Raw genomic sequence first — 17,041 nt, 5'->3', positions numbered from 1 at the left:
CTCAGCCTTCAAAGAAATGTACGATGCAGACGTCTCTCCGGCGCTGATATCGAAAGTCACCGATGCCGTAATCGACCAGGTTGTAGAATGGCAAAACCGTCCTCTGGATGCGATTTATCCCATTGTTTATCTTGACTGTATTGTCCTGAAAGTACGGCAGGACAGCCGGGTTATCAACAAAGCGGTGTTCCTGGCTCTGGGTAATAACCTTGATGGTCAGAAAGAGCTGCTGGGTATGTGGCTGGCCGAAAATGAAGGTGCAAAGTTCTGGCTGAATGTACTGACGGAACTGAAAAATCGCGGCCTGAACGATATCCTTATCGCCTGTGTGGACGGCCTGAAAGGCTTCCCGGAAGCGATTAATGCCGTCTACCCGGAGACGCAGATCCAGTTGTGCATAGTACACATGGTACGCAACAGCCTGCGGTTCGTGGCGTGGAAAGACTATAAAGCGGTAACCCGTGACCTGAAACAGGTTTACCGCGCAGCCACGGAAGAAGGCGCGTTGCAGGCGCTGGATGCGTTCGGGAAGGAATGGGGTGCACGGTACCCGCAGATAAGTCGCAGCTGGCGGGCAAAATGACCGAATGTTGCCACCTTCTTCGTGTACCCGGAGGCGATCCGCAAGGTTATCTACACCACTAACGCAATCGAATCGCTGAATAGCGTCATCAGACATGCGATAAAGAAACGGAAAGTGTTCCCGACAGATGAATCGGTGAAAAAAGTGGTGTGGCTGGCTATCCAGCCAGCCACACAGAAATGGACGATGCCACTTCAGGACTGGCGGATAGCCATGAGTCGCTTTATTATCGAGTTCGGTGACCGCCTTGACGGTCACTTCTGAGAAAGGCATTTACACAGAATGATGGACAGGCTCCTTTAAAGTTGCTGCTGACTGCGCATAAGAATGGGTAAAGTATGTGTCGGGAATGGCCGATCCGTTCCCGGAACCTGAACACAGGATTTCAGTTTATACGGATATAAAATTATTATTTTTCAACTGGTTATGTTTTTCATATTTCACAAACCTTCATAAAATCACACACCTAAAATAAATTATCCATTTAATATCATAGTGTTGCGTATTCAGGTCACAAATGCGACGGACAGTAGAACTGAAAAAAGCTGAATTTCTTTTCATTCTTTTCAGTTCCTGTCTCGCAGAGCATCCCCAGAACGGGCGCGGGCTGACAATATCGTTTGTAAAAAGTCACAACTGAAAAATTTTAGTGATATGAAAACCGCAGGCAGGTGCGGTGTAGTGCGATTTTTGTCGTTTTAAGTTTTTTTTTGTTATGAAAAGTAGTACATTTTTACTGAGGCGTATCGTGGGTGATTCACCTGCGATCATCCATACCAAATGGGTGCAACTAATTTTGGGAGGCTTTGCCTCTAGTCTGACTAGTCTGTTTACAGGCGTTACTTATTACTACCTTCGGCGCCTCACATTAATTAGGGATAATTTGATGAGCGATTTATCTGATAAAATTTGGTGGACAAGAAAAGCAAAAATAAAAGCTGAGCGCCGCCTTCTTAATCTTGATTATTATTCTCAATTTCTTTTGCTTTGGTATTCAACTTTTTTGGTGTGTTATTCTATTTATACCTTAGTAAAACCTGCTCAAAAAGTAGAAGAAGCAGCGATAATGGTTTCTTTGTCAGTGTTAATTTTAGTGTTAACTCTGTTTATCAATAATATGAATTTCAAAGGGCGTGCATTATTAATTAAACAGTGTTATGAACGACTAAGTGTAATACATACAGCATCACTTTCCCCTACAAATTCTGCTGAGTTGGATAAAGAGTACCAAGCAGTGCTAGGTTCGTCAGAAAACCATTTAGAAAAAGATTTTGCGAAAGCCATAGTGGATGAATATTTTAATACGAATAATAAAAGTCTTTTAACGAAAAAGCCTACTTTTATCCATTTCTTCATGATAACTATGCTTTTTCTTCGTAATGTATCATTGTTTCTATTTTTGTTTCTTTTTCCTTTTGTTATTTTGTTTTCATTGAGAGCTGTCTAATGAGTGCATATGATATATTCCTCAAGCATTTTCAATTGTCTAATTTGAAAAGAATTTACAAAGAAGTTGTTTTGTTATCTTCGGCAACAGGTATTGATAATATGTCTCATGAAGTCTTTTGGCGCTTTCATGATGACGAAATAGAAACAATTAGAAGAAAGTGTTTGGCTGGTACCTATCGCTTCAATAAATACAAACTAAAACTTATAAGTAAAGGTAAAGGAAAGGCCCCAAGAGAAATTTCAATACCTACAATCAGGGACCGAATAGCCTTAAGAGCTATTTGTGATTTCTTGCAAGAGGTTTACGCATCTGATTTAAGTTTTGAATTGCCACAGGATATGGTGGTTAAAGTTAATAATATTATTTTGAGTGAGCAGTATGATTATTTTATGAAGTTTGATGTGGCGAATTTTTATCCATCAATACGACATAACAAGTTAATATCGAGGCTTAGGGCAAAAATTAGAGATGAAAAGGTATTATCGCTAATAAGTAAAGCCATTAGCTCACCAACGGTTTCTAAGCCTAATGCAAGTGATAAACCTAATGAATGTGGTGTGCCTCAAGGATTATCAATTTCAAATATATTAGCAGCAATATATTTGATGAATATTGATAAACACTTTACATCAAGAGAAGATATATCATACTTTCGATATGTTGACGACCTAATGATTTTTTGCCGTTCAGATAGGGCTGAATCTTTGATAGAAAGTGTTCTTGTAAAGTTCAGAAGGCTAGGGCTAAAAATTTATGATCCTATTAAGAACCCAGAGAAATCGAGTATGGGTTTATTAAGTGAAAGTAAGTTTGGTTACTTGGGATATTATTTTAGCGAGGGAGGTAAGGTTTCAGCACGTGATGGTTCTGTTGATAACTTGCGACAATCGCTATTATCGATATTTACAGGATTCAAACACTCCAGCTTTAAAAGTCAGGAGTTTTTAACATGGCGTGTAAATCTGAGGATTACTGGTTGTGTATTTCAATCAAAATCAAAGGGATGGTTGTACTTTTTTTCAGAAATTAATGATATAACGTTGCTTCATTCTCTAGATGATTTCATTGCTAGACTCTGTAAACGATATAATGTTAGCTTGCAATTAAAGTCATTTGTACGAGCTCACTATCAAATTAAACATAAAAGACGCGAGACCAAATACGTTCCTAATTTTGATAAATATAATTTAGAACAAAAAATATATGTATTAAATCATTATTTTAATAAAAGCACTGAAAATCTAACGGATGAAGAAATTGAGTATAATTTCAATAAAAGAATAGCTAAACAAGTTAAGGATATTGAAACAGATGTTAAGGATGCTGGTTACTAATAATTATGCTCATTAGCAACATATTGTTCAAGTCACTCACTTTAGATTATTCTATGGCTACACTTTCCGTAGCCTTGACAAAATTTGAGCAATTTATCTCAAAGAACACGTCTAATGGTTTCGTGAAGAGAAAGAGTTAGAGGGGGCATTTTAGGGGGCATCTCTATAAATTTATATTATAAATACCAATGATATCAATTGATTGGTGCTATTATTGGTTCCTATTATCGGCACCATTTAAATCAATAAGTTACCTCACATTTAAGTAAACCACGTTCTCCTCCTGTGCCGTATTTGTGCCATTGCAACCCCGGCAATTCATCAAAATACTGTTCTGACATCAGGCAATGCAGGTGCAGATATTTAAGCCAATTGCTGCCGCCATTCTTTGACGTGGTCAATCAGGGCGCGGAGCTTTGGTGCAATATTGCGACGCTGTGGGAAATACAGATAGAAGCCCGGAAATTGTGGAAGAAAGTCATCAAACAGAGATACAAGCTTACCGCTTTCAATATATGGCCTGAAGGTTTCCTGAGTGGCAATTGTTATTCCTCCGCCGGCAAGAGCCAGCCTCAACATCAGACGCAGATCATTAGTCGTAATCTGCGGTTCAATCGCAAGGTCGAAAGCTCTCCCGTTTTCTTCAAATGGCCAGCGATAAGGCGCAACCTCCGGGGATTGACGCCAGCCGATACACTTATGATTCACAAGTTCACGCGGATGAACAGGTGTGCTGTTGGCTGCGAGATAGGAGGGAGAGGCAACGACCATTTCACGCTGCCTGCCGGTAAGGGGCACAGCAATCATGTCTTTTTCAATGACCTCTCCGAGCCTTACGCCAGCATCGTAACCTGCGGCCACGATATCGAATTCCTCATCCGTGACAACAATATCAAGCGTAACGGCTGGATTGGCCGCTGCAAACGAAGCGATTAGCGGACCTGAAAGAAATTCTTCAGCTATCGACGTCACCGCGATTCTGAGAAGTCCACGTGGCACATGGTCAGAAACCATCTCTTCGAACGCTGTCTCAATACCGGATAAAGGTAATGACAGCGATTTATGCAGCCGTTCTCCCGCTTCCGTCAAATTAACTGAGCGCGTGGTCCGCATTACAAGCATTGTCCCGAATGCATCCTCAAGGCGTCTTATTCCCTGACTGACCGCTGAACGGGTAACGCCAAGCCGTGCAGCGGCTTTACTGAAATTACTCTCTTCTGCTACCGCGATAAAAATGGGTAAAAGATTAAGATCGATTTTCATTGTTTAATGCCGCTAACCACTGAGTACATTGAAAGCAGGATACTGGAACCAATCATAAAGTTCTATTCTCTCTCCGAACACATTTGAAGGAGAACGTAATGGATAAGGTCATATTAATCACCGGCGCATCAAGTGGTATTGGGGAAGGTATTGCCAGAGAGCTGGGAACGACAGGCGCGAAGGTTTTACTGGGAGCACGCAGGCTTGAGCGTATCGATGCCATTGCAACAGAAATCTGCCGCGCAGGAGGAATTGCTAAAGCGCGGGAGTTGGATGTCACAGACCGACAGTCCATGGCAGATTTCGTGCAAGCAGCGCTGGATAGCTGGGGGCGAGTTGATGTTCTTATCAATAATGCGGGCGTTATGCCGCTTTCACCGCTTGCAGCAGGAAAACAGGATGAATGGGAGCTCACTATTGATGTGAATATCAAGGGGGTACTCTGGGGAATTGGCGCTGTACTTCCGGTGATGGAAGCGCAGGGCTCCGGTCAGATAATCAATCTTGGTTCTATTGGTGCCCTTTCAGTTGTGCCCACGGGCGCAGTCTATTGTGCATCAAAATTTGCAGTACGGGCTATTTCTGATGGCTTACGGCAGGAAAGCTCGAAAATCCGCGTGACCTGCGTAAATCCTGGCGTTGTCGAAAGTGAACTGGCTTCCACCATTACCCATGTGGAAACCATGAAGGCAATGGACGCCTACCGTTCTGTTGCACTTCAACCCGTGGATATTGCCCGTGCTGTAAGGCATATTATTGAATCTCCCGAAAGCGTTGATACAACCGAAATTACCATCAGACCCACCGCGTCTGCAAACTGAAGGATAACGTTTATATTCACGTTTTATTAAATAAATCGAGAGCAAAATTTATATATCCTTCTGTTTTGCATAGCAAGATTCATGATGTTTAGCATTGTTCAGTCCGAAGAAATAAGAGGTTAATGCTGGCGTAATGAATAGGCCAGCATTAATCACAGATGATTGCCAATCAGACAGATATTGTTAAACTGTCTAATTCATAATCAACACTTTTCTTACTCCGCTGAATAGCGTGAAAAACAGTGAAAGGATGTTTATTTTAAATATCACTAAAGTAAATTGTTTTATGACGTTATTAATAGAAGTGGAGGAACAAATAGGCGTACTCTACAACGGCAACAAAAACAACGATATTGATCAGTTTATTACTGATTCTCTGTATATTATTCTCTTTCATTTGTAGTTCCTCGCTTTAAAAAATAGTGCGCTTCGTAAGCGTCCCTATATAAATAACGAGTTTGGTCAACCAGTTTTTTGAGATGTATCACAAATTTGAATAGATGTATTACATCAACTGTTATTTATTGCACCAAAATCATCGATATACGCCACCTGAAATCAGCTCCGGGGATGAGTCTGTTCTCCCGAGCGGCCTTATCCTGGCGTTCGCAGGCGCAGAGTGAGCGCACTGCATCTCTTCAGAGTGCCGCAGCTCTCAGGATGTTATACAAGGTCGGATAAGACGCGTCGCATCCGACAACCGATGCCTGATGCGCCGCTGACGCGACTTATCAGGCCTACGGGGTGAACTGAGCTGTAGATATCGATACTGGTGATCTGGAATACATATGGAGTTCTATTAAACAGCAGACTCGCCGACCACAGCGTTTCACCATAGCATAGTCATTACCGAATTACACCGCAGGCACGCCATATGTAAGAACGTGCTGCGGTTGAGTGATTAATTATCAAAAAGAAATTGGAGTCCTATATGGAGTTCGAATTTGTTCAATCGTTTTACTACTGGGTGAATTAGTGATAATCACCTCTCTAAGCAGAAAATAGATATTTAATCCATTAACGGAAACCAGCCAGTTCCTTTCGATGCCTGAATTTGATCCCATAGTTTATCCGGAATGGTTAATTCAGGAACGAGTTGTGGATTAAGGGTTGTTTGAATTTCATGACTTTTTCCTGATTCAGCTAAAGCCACCCATTCTGGGTTTATCACCAGCCCTTTGCCGATCGCAACAAGTGGCAGGCCAGCGGAAATTGCTTCTTGAGCCTGAGAAGGTGTGCGTATTTTACCTGCGGCGATTACCGGCACTCTGCCTGCAATATGATTTAAAATCAGCTCAATGGTTCGGGGGCCATTTGGCGATTCTACAGGGTAGCTATCGTTAACACTGACCAGTGAGGTATGTATATACGAAATACCGGATGAAATGAGCCGATCAAGGAGTTTATAAGTATCCTCTATCCGCAGCCCCCCTGGCGCAGATTCTTCAGGAGATATTCTGTAACCGATGGCAAAGGGCTTTGTCGCATATTCATAGACGACATTTTTTACTTCCTGTAATACGGCCAGCGGGAAGCGCATACGTCCTTCGAGATCTCCTCCCCATCGGTCATTACGCTGGTTAAATAGAGGGGAGAAGAAATTCTGCAGAAGGAATCCGTGCGCGCCATGAAGTTCAACGCCATCAAAACCTGCTTTAATCGCCCTTTTTGTGACATCTCCGAATGCTCTAATGGTTTCCTGAATTTCGTTTTCAGTCATTTCCCTGCTTTGTACTACTCTCTTCATAAAGTCACCAGATTTTACGCTTGATGCGCTGGCACTAATAACATCGTTATTCGGCACAAGCTCCGGGATGGCTTTATTACCGGCGTGGAAAATCTGCAAAATAGCCGGAGCACCGCCACTTTTGGCAGCAGTCGCTAACTTTTCAAGGCTGTTAATGAAACGGTCGTCATACGCGGCAAATTCATGAGTAAACCCAATGCCGCTTGGTGTGACATAGGTACATCCTGTTATTACTAAACCAACATTTTGTGAGCGACGCTTATAAAATTCGAGTTCTTGCTCAGAGATGGTTCCATCAGGATTCGCTGACCAGGTCGTCATAGGCGCCATAACGATACGATTACGTAGCTTTATTTTTTCTGTCAGCATAAAAGGAGAAAACAATGATGGGTGTTTATTTGTCATAACAATACCTCAAATGTTTATCTGATTTTGATGCGTATATTTTAACTGGTGAGTTGTTGCCAGCTTTGGAACCACGATTTCTGGTTTGATTTTATTTATAATTACTTCAAAGAGTTGCTTATAATCTTAATAAGTTGAGTTGCTGTTTTTTTTATGCTTTTGTTTCTTTGATAAAATTTCTTTTTGAGTGATTTTATTATTGTCGTGTCGTCAATAAAGGATAAATGTCAGGGAGATAATGAATCTCCCTGCAGCATTTTTATAAATGTGTTTTATAAAAAGGAATTAATTTATCGAGCGCCTGTTTCACAGGTTCTGGCTTATCATACAGGTCGTAATGTGAATAACCTTCAACCACGACCAGCTCTTTATGTTTTGAAGCAGCGCGGCCAATAATTTCGCAGCCGTCACGATAGGCACCAAAAGCGCCCACTCTATCGCCCACTACAACCATTAGTGGTTGAGTTAACAGGACTTCTGCAAGATGAAAAGCATCCCAGCCCACTGCAACAGTCTGATGTGAAAATAGCGAACGATTTACCCCATTAGGCGCACAGCCTCGTGGCGAACGATAATATTCTGTGGCTTCAAAAAGGTCTATTTCTGTTAATCCCGCTTCAAGAGCTGCATCCGGAGAAGAAGGGAGTAAATCATCTACGCGAAGTTTTGCGCCGTTAGCTTCGTCTGTTCTTTGTTGCGCCATTGCTTCGAGTGCTCCGATAGGATTAAACGCTGTAAATCCCTCACGCATAAGACGCCCGTAGTTTGCACCCGTGACAGTACCAATAGCTTTAATTCGACGTTCTGTCATTGCGGCATTAATGGCATATCCACCTCCACCACAAATACCCAGGACGCCAATACGCCCGGCATCAACGTAAGGTAAGGTGGTAAGGTAATCAACGACAATGCTGAAGTCTTTTACTCGCATTGTTGGATCTTCCAGATAACGCGGTTCTCCACCGCTGCTTCCCTGAAAACTGGCATCAAAAGCAATGACGATAAAGCCAGCTTTTGCCAGGGCGGCACCATACACGCTACCCGATGTCTGTTCTTTGCAGCTTCCAATTGGATGGGCGCTAATAATGGCAGGATACTTTTTTTCACTATTAAAATCGTCAGGGAAATAGATATCAGCAGCTATATCCCAGTAAGTGTGTTTTATCGAAACAGTTTTCATTTCAAGCTCCGGGGATTTGCCTAAATAGATTTAAATATCATTTCTATTATCCGCAACTGGCATTCGTGTTCTTATCGCGAACGGCGTAATAGTATGACTTGTATTAGTTATCTTCAATGGTCTAATATCTATCACAGTGTTAAGTTAAGGTTTACAATGATGAAAATAGAGCCTTCAATTTTGCCTTCTCTTGCCTGGTTTGCGCTGATTGTTCGCGCCGGAAGTTTCTCCAGAGCAGCCTCTGAAATGGGTATTACTCGGGCCGCATTGTCCCAGAATTTAAAATCTCTTGAGGAACGTCTTAACACCAAGCTGATATACCGTACGACTCGCAATATGTCGCTTACCGAGGAAGGCCAGCGTCTGTATGAAGTGCTGGTGTCGGCTTTGGGGCAAATTGATGATGCTTTGAAAGATGTCGGTGATACCCAACTTGAACCTACTGGCCTGTTGAGAATAAATTCCTCCCGTGTTGCAGCAAGGATGCTTGTTGAGCCTCATATTGGCGAGTTTCTTACTCGTTACCCCAAAACGAAGATAGAACTCATTATGGATGACGGTTTATCTAACATTATTGCGGACGGCTGTGATGTGGGCATACGCCTTGAGCAAGGACTGGATGAGCATATGACTGCCGTTCCTGTTTCTCCGCTTATTAAACTGGTTACCGTGGCATCGCCAGATTATTTAAGAGAACACGGTATTCCTGAAACGCCTCAGGAACTGAGTAACCATAATTGCCTTCGGTTGCGGCATAAAAGTAGCGGTGCACTCTCAGCATGGGAGTTTTCTAATGTCACGGGGAATAATGAAGAGTTCGAAATAGAGGTTTCAGGTAAGTATATTTCTAATGATGACGAAAGCATGATACGAATGGCGCTGAATGGCACGGGTATCATTCAACATCTGGATTTTGCAATCGCTGAACATATCAATGCGGGCAAGTTACAGCCGATTCTTGAGGATTGGGCCGTTTCATTTCCTGGATTTTATATTTATGTTTCCTCGCGAGTGAGAATGCCCTCTAAAGTTCGTGCTTTTATTGATTTTATGGTGGAGAAAAGAGTAAAGCTCGAAAATTGATGATATGTTTCTGGGCGAATATCGGTAAGAAGAATAACACCATCGTGAGGACGCGTTTTCATAATAAATATTCTGATAATTAATGCTTGTTTTCGCTACAGCCATAATATCAATTATCATTATCAACAGTAATGTGGCTAAAATAATTGCATCTATGAGCCCCTTCATGATTGTCTCTGAAGACATGGTTCAGAAGTATGTAAAGTCAGACAAGCTTATTCATATGTTGCAGGAGGGGTGTCCAACTTTTCCGGGATATTACCTTTACTACCCCAGCCGCAAGCAGCATCCGCCAGCTTTTGCGCTGTTGATCGATGCACTTCGCTATTCAGAGTAACGGGTCCACATTTTGTTGTGGACCCGTTTGGGCATTAACGGCCTACGCGTGCCTGGTGCTCAGGCGAGTAACGTTCACCGACGATTTTAATTGTTTCCAGTGCCTCGGTTATCTGCTGCGTATCTTTCTGCGAAAGAACAATGTCGACAGCACCCAGGTTTTCTTCCAGCCGGTGCAGTTTAGTGGTACCAGGGATGGGAACAATCCACGGCTTTTGTGCTAACAGCCATGCCAGTGCGATTTGTGCAGATGTTACCCCTTTCTCCGCAGCCAGTTCACCTAACAAGGTGACCAGTTTTTCATTGGCTTCAATGGCTTGTGCCGCGAAACGCGGTACGGTGCTGCGGTAATCATCTTTGCCGAAAGTGGCTCCTGGCTTAATCGACCCCGTCAGGAAACCTTTACCTAGTGGGCTGAAGGGGACAAAACCAATCCCCAGTTCCTCCAGCAACGGCAGAATTTCCTGTTCAGGCTCACGCCACCACATGGAATATTCGCTTTGCAGGGCGGTGACAGGTTGTACCGCATGTGCACGACGAATGGTTTGTGCTCCCGCTTCAGACAGGCCGAAATGTTTGACCTTACCTTCTGCAATTAGGTCTTTCACCGTTCCTGCAACATCTTCAATAGGAACATCCGGATCAACACGGTGTTGATACAGAAGGTCAATAACATCTGTCTTAAGGCGGCGTAATGAGCCTTCAACGGCTTCACGGATATGTTCCGGGCGGCTGTTTAAAATCTGCTGCTTATTATCATCGCCGAAGGTAAAACCGAATTTAGTGGCAATCACCACACGGTCACGAAACGGTTTTAAGGCTTCGCCGACCACTTCTTCATTCAGATACGGACCATACACTTCGGCGGTATCGAAGAAGGTGACGCCACGTTCAACCGCAGCACGAATAAGTTCGATAGCCTGACGGGTATCGGTCGCCGGGCCGTAGCCGTGGCTTAAGCCCATGCAACCGAGCCCAAGGGCGGAGACTTCGAGTCCGGATTTACCCAGATAACGTTTTTGCATTGAATGAATACCTCTTTTATCGCGGCTTAAACATCAAGTTTGCGGCCTGTCAGCCATTCCACCATTGCGGGATCGCGGTGAGAGAAGAACGCGCTGGTTGCGGTATCCAGGGCGGTAATTTGCAGCATATCTTCAGGGCTGAGTTCAAAATCGAGAATGTTGATGTTCTCTTCCATGCGTTCTTTTCGCACTGATTTTGCTAGTGAAACAATGCCTCGTTGGTAGATCCAGCGCAGAACAACCTGGCCCACGCTTTTGCCATACTTCTCGCCAATTGCCGTGAGAACAGGATGCTGGAACAGACCATTTTTCCCTTCCGCAAACGGTGCCCAGGCTTCTGGCTGAATACCACGACTTTGCATCCACGGAACGGCCTGTAATTGCTGGTTGAAGGGGTTAACTTCAATCTGGTTTACCGCCGGAACGACTTTATTAAAGGCGATAAGGTCAGCCAGTCGGTCAGGATGGAAGTTACTGACGCCAATAGCGCGGATCTTGCCTGCCTGTTGCAGTTCTTCCATGGCGCGCCAGGCACCGTGGACATCACCGTAAGGCTGATGAATCAAATACAGGTCAACGTAATCAAGTTGCAGTCGATTCAGAGAGCGTTCGAACTGGGCTTTGGCCCCTTCGTAACTGGTATCCTGCAACCAGAGTTTCGTGGTGACAAAGAGCTCGTTACGCGCAATGCCGCTTTGTTTCAGTGCGTTCCCGACCTGGGTTTCATTTTGATAGGAGGCGGCGGTGTCAATCAGTCGATAACCGGTGTTAATAGCGTCAATGACCGCTCTTTCGCATTCGGCGGCATCGGTCATCTGAAATACACCAAAGCCCAGCAGGGGCATTTCAATACCGTTGTTCAGTTTTACTTTTTGCATGGTGTTATCCTTCCGTTATCGTTCATGAGAAGCATAACGTAAAGGGAAGAGCTCGATTAGACGGCAGGATTTGTCAGGGGTTATGAACGAAATTCATAAATCTGTTTGAGTGTTGAGATGAGTAGTGCAAGTTCGATATCCCCGGAATTTACAGTCCGATGAAGGAAAATGAATATCCATAAAAAATATATTGGTTTATCCTGGCGTATATACCTACTTCGACGTATTGCCAATCGTGGTAAATTAAAGACAGGTCATTATTATTCACTCTGAATAATGAATTATTCACTGTCCGCAGAGTAAGAAATATAACTTAGGTATCTATTTAATGACTTGCACAAAAAGCTAAATTTTCACCCATAAATAAAAATATAATCCCGCGCCCAACCACCTGATGAGTGGCTACAGGCACTGGATATATTAGGTGGCGGTGTACTTTCTTACATAAAGGTATTTCCTTTTCTGCGGAAAAGGAAACCGGGAAATCCCCGGTTTTTCTGACAAGCAGACGCCATTATTTGTGTCTGCCTATGTTCGTTAATTCGTTCATCAGGAAATTATCTCAATGTCACGTTATAAAACAGGTCATAAACAACCACGATTTCGTTATTCAGTTCTGGCCCGCTGCGTGGCGTGGGCAAATATCTCTGTTCAAGTTCTTTTTCCACTCGCAGTCACCTTTACGCCAGTAATGGCGGCACGTGCGCAGAATGCGGTTCAGCCACGGCTGAGCATGGAAAATACCACGGTAACTGCTGATAATAATGTGGAGAAAAATGTCGCGTCGTTTGCCGCAAATGCCGGGACATTTTTAAGCAGTCAGCCAGATAGCGATGCGACACGTAACTTTATTACCGGAATGGCCACCGCTAAAGCTAACCAGGAAATACAGGAGTGGCTCGGGAAATATGGTACAGCGCGCGTCAAACTGAATGTCGATAAAGATTTCTCGCTGAAGGATTCTTCGCTGGAAATGCTTTATCCGATTTATGATACGCCGACAAATATGTTGTTCACTCAGGGGGCAATACATCGTACAGACGATCGTACTCAGTCAAATATTGGTTTTGGCTGGCGTCATTTTTCAGGAAATGACTGGATGGCGGGGGTGAACACCTTTATCGACCATGATTTATCCCGTAGTCATACCCGCATTGGTGTTGGTGCGGAATACTGGCGCGATTATTTGAAACTGAGCGCCAATGGTTATATTCGGGCTTCTGGCTGGAAAAAATCGCCGGATATTGAGGATTATCAGGAACGCCCGGCGAATGGTTGGGATATCCGCGCAGAGGGCTATTTACCTGCCTGGCCGCAGCTTGGCGCAAGCCTGATGTATGAACAGTATTATGGCGATGAAGTCGGGCTGTTTGGTAAAGATAAGCGCCAGAAAGACCCGCATGCTATTTCTGCCGAGGTGACCTATACGCCAGTGCCTCTTCTGACACTGAGCGCCGGGCATAAGCAGGGCAAGAGCGGTGAGAATGACACTCGCTTTGGCCTGGAAGTTAACTACCGAATTGGCGAACCTTTGGCGAAACAACTCGATACGGATAGCATTCGCGAGCGTCGGGTACTGGCAGGCAGCCGCTATGACCTGGTTGAGCGTAATAACAACATCGTTCTTGAGTATCGCAAATCTGAAGTGATCCGTATTGCTCTGCCTGACCGTATTGCAGGTAAGGGCGGGCAGACGGTTTCCCTGGGGCTTGTGGTGAGTAAAGCAACTCACGGTCTGAAAAATGTTCAATGGGAAGCGCCGTCTTTGCTGGCCGCAGGCGGAAAAATTACGGGGCAGGGTAATCAGTGGCAAGTGACGCTCCCGGCTTACCAGGCAGGCAAAGACAATTATTATGCGATTTCTGCGGTTGCCTACGATAACAAAGGCAATGCCTCAAAACGCGTGCAGACAGAGGTGGTCATTACCGGAGCAGGTATGAGTGCCGAGCGCACGGCGTTAACGCTTGACGGTCAAAGCCGTATTCAAATGCTTGCTAACGGTAGTGAGCAAAAGCCACTGGTGCTTTCTCTGCGCGACGCCGAGGGGCAGCCAGTCACGGGCATGAAAGATCAGATCAAGACTGAGCTGACGTTCAAGCCAGCTGGAAATATTGTGACTCGTACCCTGAAGGCCACTAAATCACAGGCACAGCCAACACTGGGTGAGTTCACCGAAACTGAAGCTGGGGTGTATCAGTCTGTCTTTACTACCGGAACGCAATCAGGTGAGGCAACGATTACTGTTAGCGTTGATGGCATGAGCAAAACCGTCACTGCAGAATTGCGCGCCACGATGATGGATGTGTCGAAGTCTACTCTGAGCGTGAATGAACTCTCAGGAGACGTGGTTGCTGATGGTCAGCAATCCCACACGCTGACGCTTACCGCGGTGGATACTGATGGTAACCCGGTGACGGGAGAGGCCAGCCGCTTGCGATTTGTTCCGCAGGATACCAATGGTGTCACCATTGGTACCATTTCGGAGATAAAACCAGGCGTTTACAGCGCTACGGTTTCTTCGACCCGTGCCGGAAACGTTGTTGTGCGTGCCTTTAGCGAGCAGTATCAGTTGGGCTCATTACAACAAACGCTGAAGTTTGTCGCCGGGCCGCTTGATGCAGCACATTCGACCATCGCCCTGAATCCGGATAAACCGGTGGTTGGCGGTACAGTTACGGCAATCTGGACGGCAAAAGATGCCAATGACAACCCTGTAACTGGCCTCAATCCGGATGCACCGTCATTATCGGGCGCAGCAGCTGCTGGTTCTACGGCATCAGGCTGGACGGATAATGGCGACGGGACCTGGACTGCGCAGATTTCTCTCGGCACTACGGCGGGTGAATTAGAGGTTATGCCGAAGCTCAATGGGCAGAACGCGGCAGCGAATGCGGCTAAAGTGACCGTGGTGGCTGATGCGTTATCTTCAGGCCAGTCGACAGTCTCTGTAGCCGCAGACCGCGTAAAAGCAGGCGAAAGCACAACCGTGACGCTTATTGCAAAAGATGCGCATGGCAACGCTATCAGTGGTCTTTCCCTGTCGGCAAGCCTGACGGGTGCTGCGTCTGAAGGGGCGACTGTATCCAACTGGACCGAGCAAGGCGATGGTTCCTATGTCGCTACGCTGACCACAGGCGGAAAGACAGGTGAGCTTCTCGTTATGCCGCTATTCAACGGTCAGCCAGCAGCCACCGATGCTGCGCGGTTGACTGTCGTTGCGGGGGAGATGTCATCAGCGAACTCTACGCTTGTTGCTGACAATGAGGCTCCGACCGTCAAAACGACGACGAAACTCACCTTCACCGTGAAGGATGCGTACGGGAACCTTGTCACCGGGCTGAAACCAGATGCACCGCAGTTTAGTGGTGCCGCCAGCACGGGGACAGAGCGACCTTCAGCAGGAGACTGGACAGAAACAAGCAATGGGGTCTACGTAGCGACCTTAACTCTGGGATCTGCCGCGGGTCAGTTGTCTGTGATGCCGCGAGTGAATGGCCAAAATGCCGTTGCTCAGCCACTGGTGCTGAACGTTGCTGGTGACGCATCTAAGGCTGAGATTCGTGATATGACGGTGAAGGTTGATAACCAGCTGGCAAATGGACAGTCGACTAACCAGGTAACCCTGACCGTTGTAGACACCTATGGTAACCCGTTGCAGGGACAAAATGTGACGCTGACTCTGCCGAAAGGTGTGACCAGCAAGACGGGGAATACGGTAACAACCGATGCGGCAGGTAAAGCCGACATTGAGCTGATGTCAACGGTTGCCGGGGAACACAGCATCGCGGCCTCAGTGAATAATACTCAGAAGACGGTTACGGTGAAATTCAAGGCGGATTTCAGTACCGGTCAGGCGACCCTGGAGGTTGATGGCAGCACGCCAAAAGTGGCAAACGACAATGATGCCTTTACGCTGACGGCAACGGTTAAGGATCAATACGGCAACCTTCTGCCTGGCGCTGTGGTCGTCTTTAATCTGCCTCGGGGCGTCAAACCGCTTGCAGACGGTAATATCATGGTGAACGCCAACGAGGAGGGTAAAGCGGTACTGAAAGTGGTTTCCGTGACTGCCGGAACCTATGAGATCACGGCGTCGGCAGGAAATGACCAGCCTTCGGATGCGCAGACTATAACGTTTGTGGCCGATAAGGCGACCGCAACCGTCTCCGGGATTGAGGTGATTGGCAACTATGCACTGGCGGACGGCAATGCCAAACAGACGTATAAAGTTACGGTGACTGATGCCAATAACAACTTGTTGAAAGATAGCGACGTGACGCTGACTGCCAGCCCGGCAAATTTAGTTCTGACTCCCAACGGGACGGCGAAAACTAATGAGCAAGGGCAGGCTATTTTCACCGCCACGACCACTGTCGCAGCGAAATATACACTCACGGCGAAAGTGAGTCAGGCCGACGGTCAGGTATCGACGAAAACTGCCGAATCTAAATTCGTCGCAGATGATAAAAACGCGGTACTCGAGGCCTCAACTGATACAGCTTCTCTGGTGGCGGATGGGGTACAGACCGCAACAATGACGGTTACCCTGTTCTCGGCAAATAACCCTGTTGGGGGGAATGTGTGGGTCGACATTGAGGCTCCAGAAGGAGTGACGGAGAAGGATTATCAATTCCTGCCGTCGAAGGCTGACCATTTCTCGGGTGGGAAAATCACGCGTACATTTAGTACCAAGAAGCCGGGTCTCTATACGTTCACATACAACGCACTGACGTATGGCGGGTACGAAATGAAGCCTGTGAAGGTGACAATTAACGCCGTTGCTGCAGAGACTGAAAAGGGCGAGGAGGAGATGCCATAATTTGAATAGAATGAAAGTTACGATCTAATAAAGAATAATGGTGTTGACATGTTCAACGCCATTATTCACTGAATACCTTGCCTGATACTGATTAAATAGTATCAGGCAAGGATAAAA

The 17,041-nt window shown here is 45.6% G+C and carries 11 protein-coding genes and 2 pseudogenes; 7 read left to right on the top strand and 6 right to left on the bottom strand.

Annotated elements, in window-relative coordinates:
* The 3 genes and pseudogenes from FEK47_RS13880 to FEK47_RS13870 form a co-directional block, all read left to right on the top strand.
* A pseudogene (locus FEK47_RS13880) lies at nt 1-847 on the top strand (IS256 family transposase); the annotation flags it as partial.
* Nucleotides 848-1,469: 622 nt separating this feature from the next.
* Nucleotides 1,470-2,030 carry an SLATT domain-containing protein gene (locus FEK47_RS13875; protein WP_171020852.1) on the top strand — a complete coding sequence of 187 codons (561 nt, stop codon included), beginning with the start codon at nt 1,470-1,472 and terminating at the stop codon, nt 2,028-2,030.
* Nucleotides 2,030-3,367: a reverse transcriptase domain-containing protein gene (locus tag FEK47_RS13870; protein ID WP_138183217.1), complete on the top strand. Its 1,338-nt coding sequence runs from the start codon at nt 2,030-2,032 to the stop codon at nt 3,365-3,367. The genes FEK47_RS13875 and FEK47_RS13870 overlap by 1 nt, the downstream gene beginning before the upstream one ends.
* Before the next feature lie 363 nt (nt 3,368-3,730).
* Here the strand turns inward: FEK47_RS13870 and FEK47_RS13865 are convergent, their stop codons facing one another.
* Entirely contained in the window at nt 3,731-4,630 is a 900-nt protein-coding gene (locus tag FEK47_RS13865; RefSeq protein WP_138183216.1) for a LysR family transcriptional regulator, read from the bottom strand.
* Nucleotides 4,631-4,728: 98 nt separating this feature from the next.
* Here FEK47_RS13865 and FEK47_RS13860 point away from each other — a divergent pair, with 98 nt between their 5' ends.
* Nucleotides 4,729-5,451: an SDR family oxidoreductase gene (locus FEK47_RS13860; protein WP_135404407.1), complete on the top strand. Its 723-nt coding sequence runs from the start codon at nt 4,729-4,731 to the stop codon at nt 5,449-5,451.
* A 295-nt stretch (nt 5,452-5,746) separates the two neighbouring features.
* Here FEK47_RS13860 and ykgR read toward each other — a convergent pair whose 3' ends face one another.
* The 3 genes from ykgR to FEK47_RS13840 all read right to left on the bottom strand — a co-directional run bounded on the left by ykgR (nt 5,747) and on the right by FEK47_RS13840 (nt 8,783).
* Nucleotides 5,747-5,848, bottom strand: a complete 102-nt coding sequence (gene ykgR / locus FEK47_RS13855; protein ID WP_130259184.1) for a small membrane protein YkgR — start codon at nt 5,846-5,848, stop codon at nt 5,747-5,749.
* 612 nt (nt 5,849-6,460) lie between these two features.
* A complete protein-coding gene (locus FEK47_RS13850) occupies nt 6,461-7,603 on the bottom strand; it encodes an NADH-dependent flavin oxidoreductase (protein ID WP_135486631.1) in 1,143 nt (380 codons plus the stop codon).
* A 259-nt stretch (nt 7,604-7,862) separates the two neighbouring features.
* A complete protein-coding gene (locus FEK47_RS13840) occupies nt 7,863-8,783 on the bottom strand; it encodes an alpha/beta hydrolase (RefSeq protein ID WP_135486630.1) in 921 nt (306 codons plus the stop codon).
* A 156-nt stretch (nt 8,784-8,939) separates the two neighbouring features.
* On the opposite strand from FEK47_RS13840, the gene FEK47_RS13835 reads away from it, so the two are divergent.
* Entirely contained in the window at nt 8,940-9,866 is a 927-nt protein-coding gene (locus FEK47_RS13835) for a LysR family transcriptional regulator (protein WP_130259187.1), read from the top strand.
* A 139-nt stretch (nt 9,867-10,005) separates the two neighbouring features.
* Nucleotides 10,006-10,203: pseudogene (locus FEK47_RS25455) on the top strand (LysR family transcriptional regulator); the annotation flags it as partial.
* A gap of 34 nt (nt 10,204-10,237) precedes the next feature.
* Here FEK47_RS25455 and FEK47_RS13825 read toward each other — a convergent pair.
* Nucleotides 10,238-11,227: an aldo/keto reductase gene (locus FEK47_RS13825; protein ID WP_135486629.1), complete on the bottom strand. Its 990-nt coding sequence runs from the start codon at nt 11,225-11,227 to the stop codon at nt 10,238-10,240.
* Nucleotides 11,228-11,253: 26 nt separating this feature from the next.
* The gene (locus FEK47_RS13820) at nt 11,254-12,105 is read right to left on the bottom strand and encodes an aldo/keto reductase (protein ID WP_130218360.1); all 852 of its coding nucleotides are present in this window, start codon (nt 12,103-12,105) and stop codon (nt 11,254-11,256) included.
* A gap of 565 nt (nt 12,106-12,670) precedes the next feature.
* On the opposite strand from FEK47_RS13820, the gene fdeC reads away from it, so the two are divergent.
* Nucleotides 12,671-16,924 (top strand): inverse autotransporter adhesin FdeC, encoded by a 4,254-nt coding sequence (gene fdeC, locus FEK47_RS13815; protein WP_138183215.1) that lies wholly within the window; start codon nt 12,671-12,673, stop codon nt 16,922-16,924.
* Nucleotides 16,925-17,041: the final 117 nt, after the last annotated feature.

Origin of the sequence: Escherichia sp. E3659, assembly GCF_005781135.1 — a bacterium.
Lineage (GTDB): Bacteria > Pseudomonadota > Gammaproteobacteria > Enterobacterales > Enterobacteriaceae > Escherichia.
This window is presented reverse-complemented; position numbering and strand designations above follow the sequence as displayed.

Excerpts from the sequence above, each read along its gene's own strand:
- FEK47_RS13820 (WP_130218360.1), bottom strand. The coding sequence starts at position 12,105 with ATGCAAAAAGTAAAACTGAACAACGGTATTGAAATGCCCCTGCTGGGC.
- ykgR (WP_130259184.1), bottom strand. The coding sequence starts at position 5,848 with ATGAAAGAGAATAATATACAGAGAATCAGTAATAAACTGATCAATATC.
- FEK47_RS13850 (WP_135486631.1), bottom strand. The coding sequence starts at position 7,603 with ATGACAAATAAACACCCATCATTGTTTTCTCCTTTTATGCTGACAGAA.
- FEK47_RS13865 (WP_138183216.1), bottom strand. The coding sequence starts at position 4,630 with ATGAAAATCGATCTTAATCTTTTACCCATTTTTATCGCGGTAGCAGAA.
- FEK47_RS13835 (WP_130259187.1), top strand. The coding sequence starts at position 8,940 with ATGATGAAAATAGAGCCTTCAATTTTGCCTTCTCTTGCCTGGTTTGCG.
- FEK47_RS13825 (WP_135486629.1), bottom strand. The coding sequence starts at position 11,227 with ATGCAAAAACGTTATCTGGGTAAATCCGGACTCGAAGTCTCCGCCCTT.
- fdeC (WP_138183215.1), top strand. The coding sequence starts at position 12,671 with ATGTCACGTTATAAAACAGGTCATAAACAACCACGATTTCGTTATTCA.
- FEK47_RS13870 (WP_138183217.1), top strand. The coding sequence starts at position 2,030 with ATGAGTGCATATGATATATTCCTCAAGCATTTTCAATTGTCTAATTTG.
- FEK47_RS13860 (WP_135404407.1), top strand. The coding sequence starts at position 4,729 with ATGGATAAGGTCATATTAATCACCGGCGCATCAAGTGGTATTGGGGAA.
- FEK47_RS13875 (WP_171020852.1), top strand. The coding sequence starts at position 1,470 with ATGAGCGATTTATCTGATAAAATTTGGTGGACAAGAAAAGCAAAAATA.
- FEK47_RS13840 (WP_135486630.1), bottom strand. The coding sequence starts at position 8,783 with ATGAAAACTGTTTCGATAAAACACACTTACTGGGATATAGCTGCTGAT.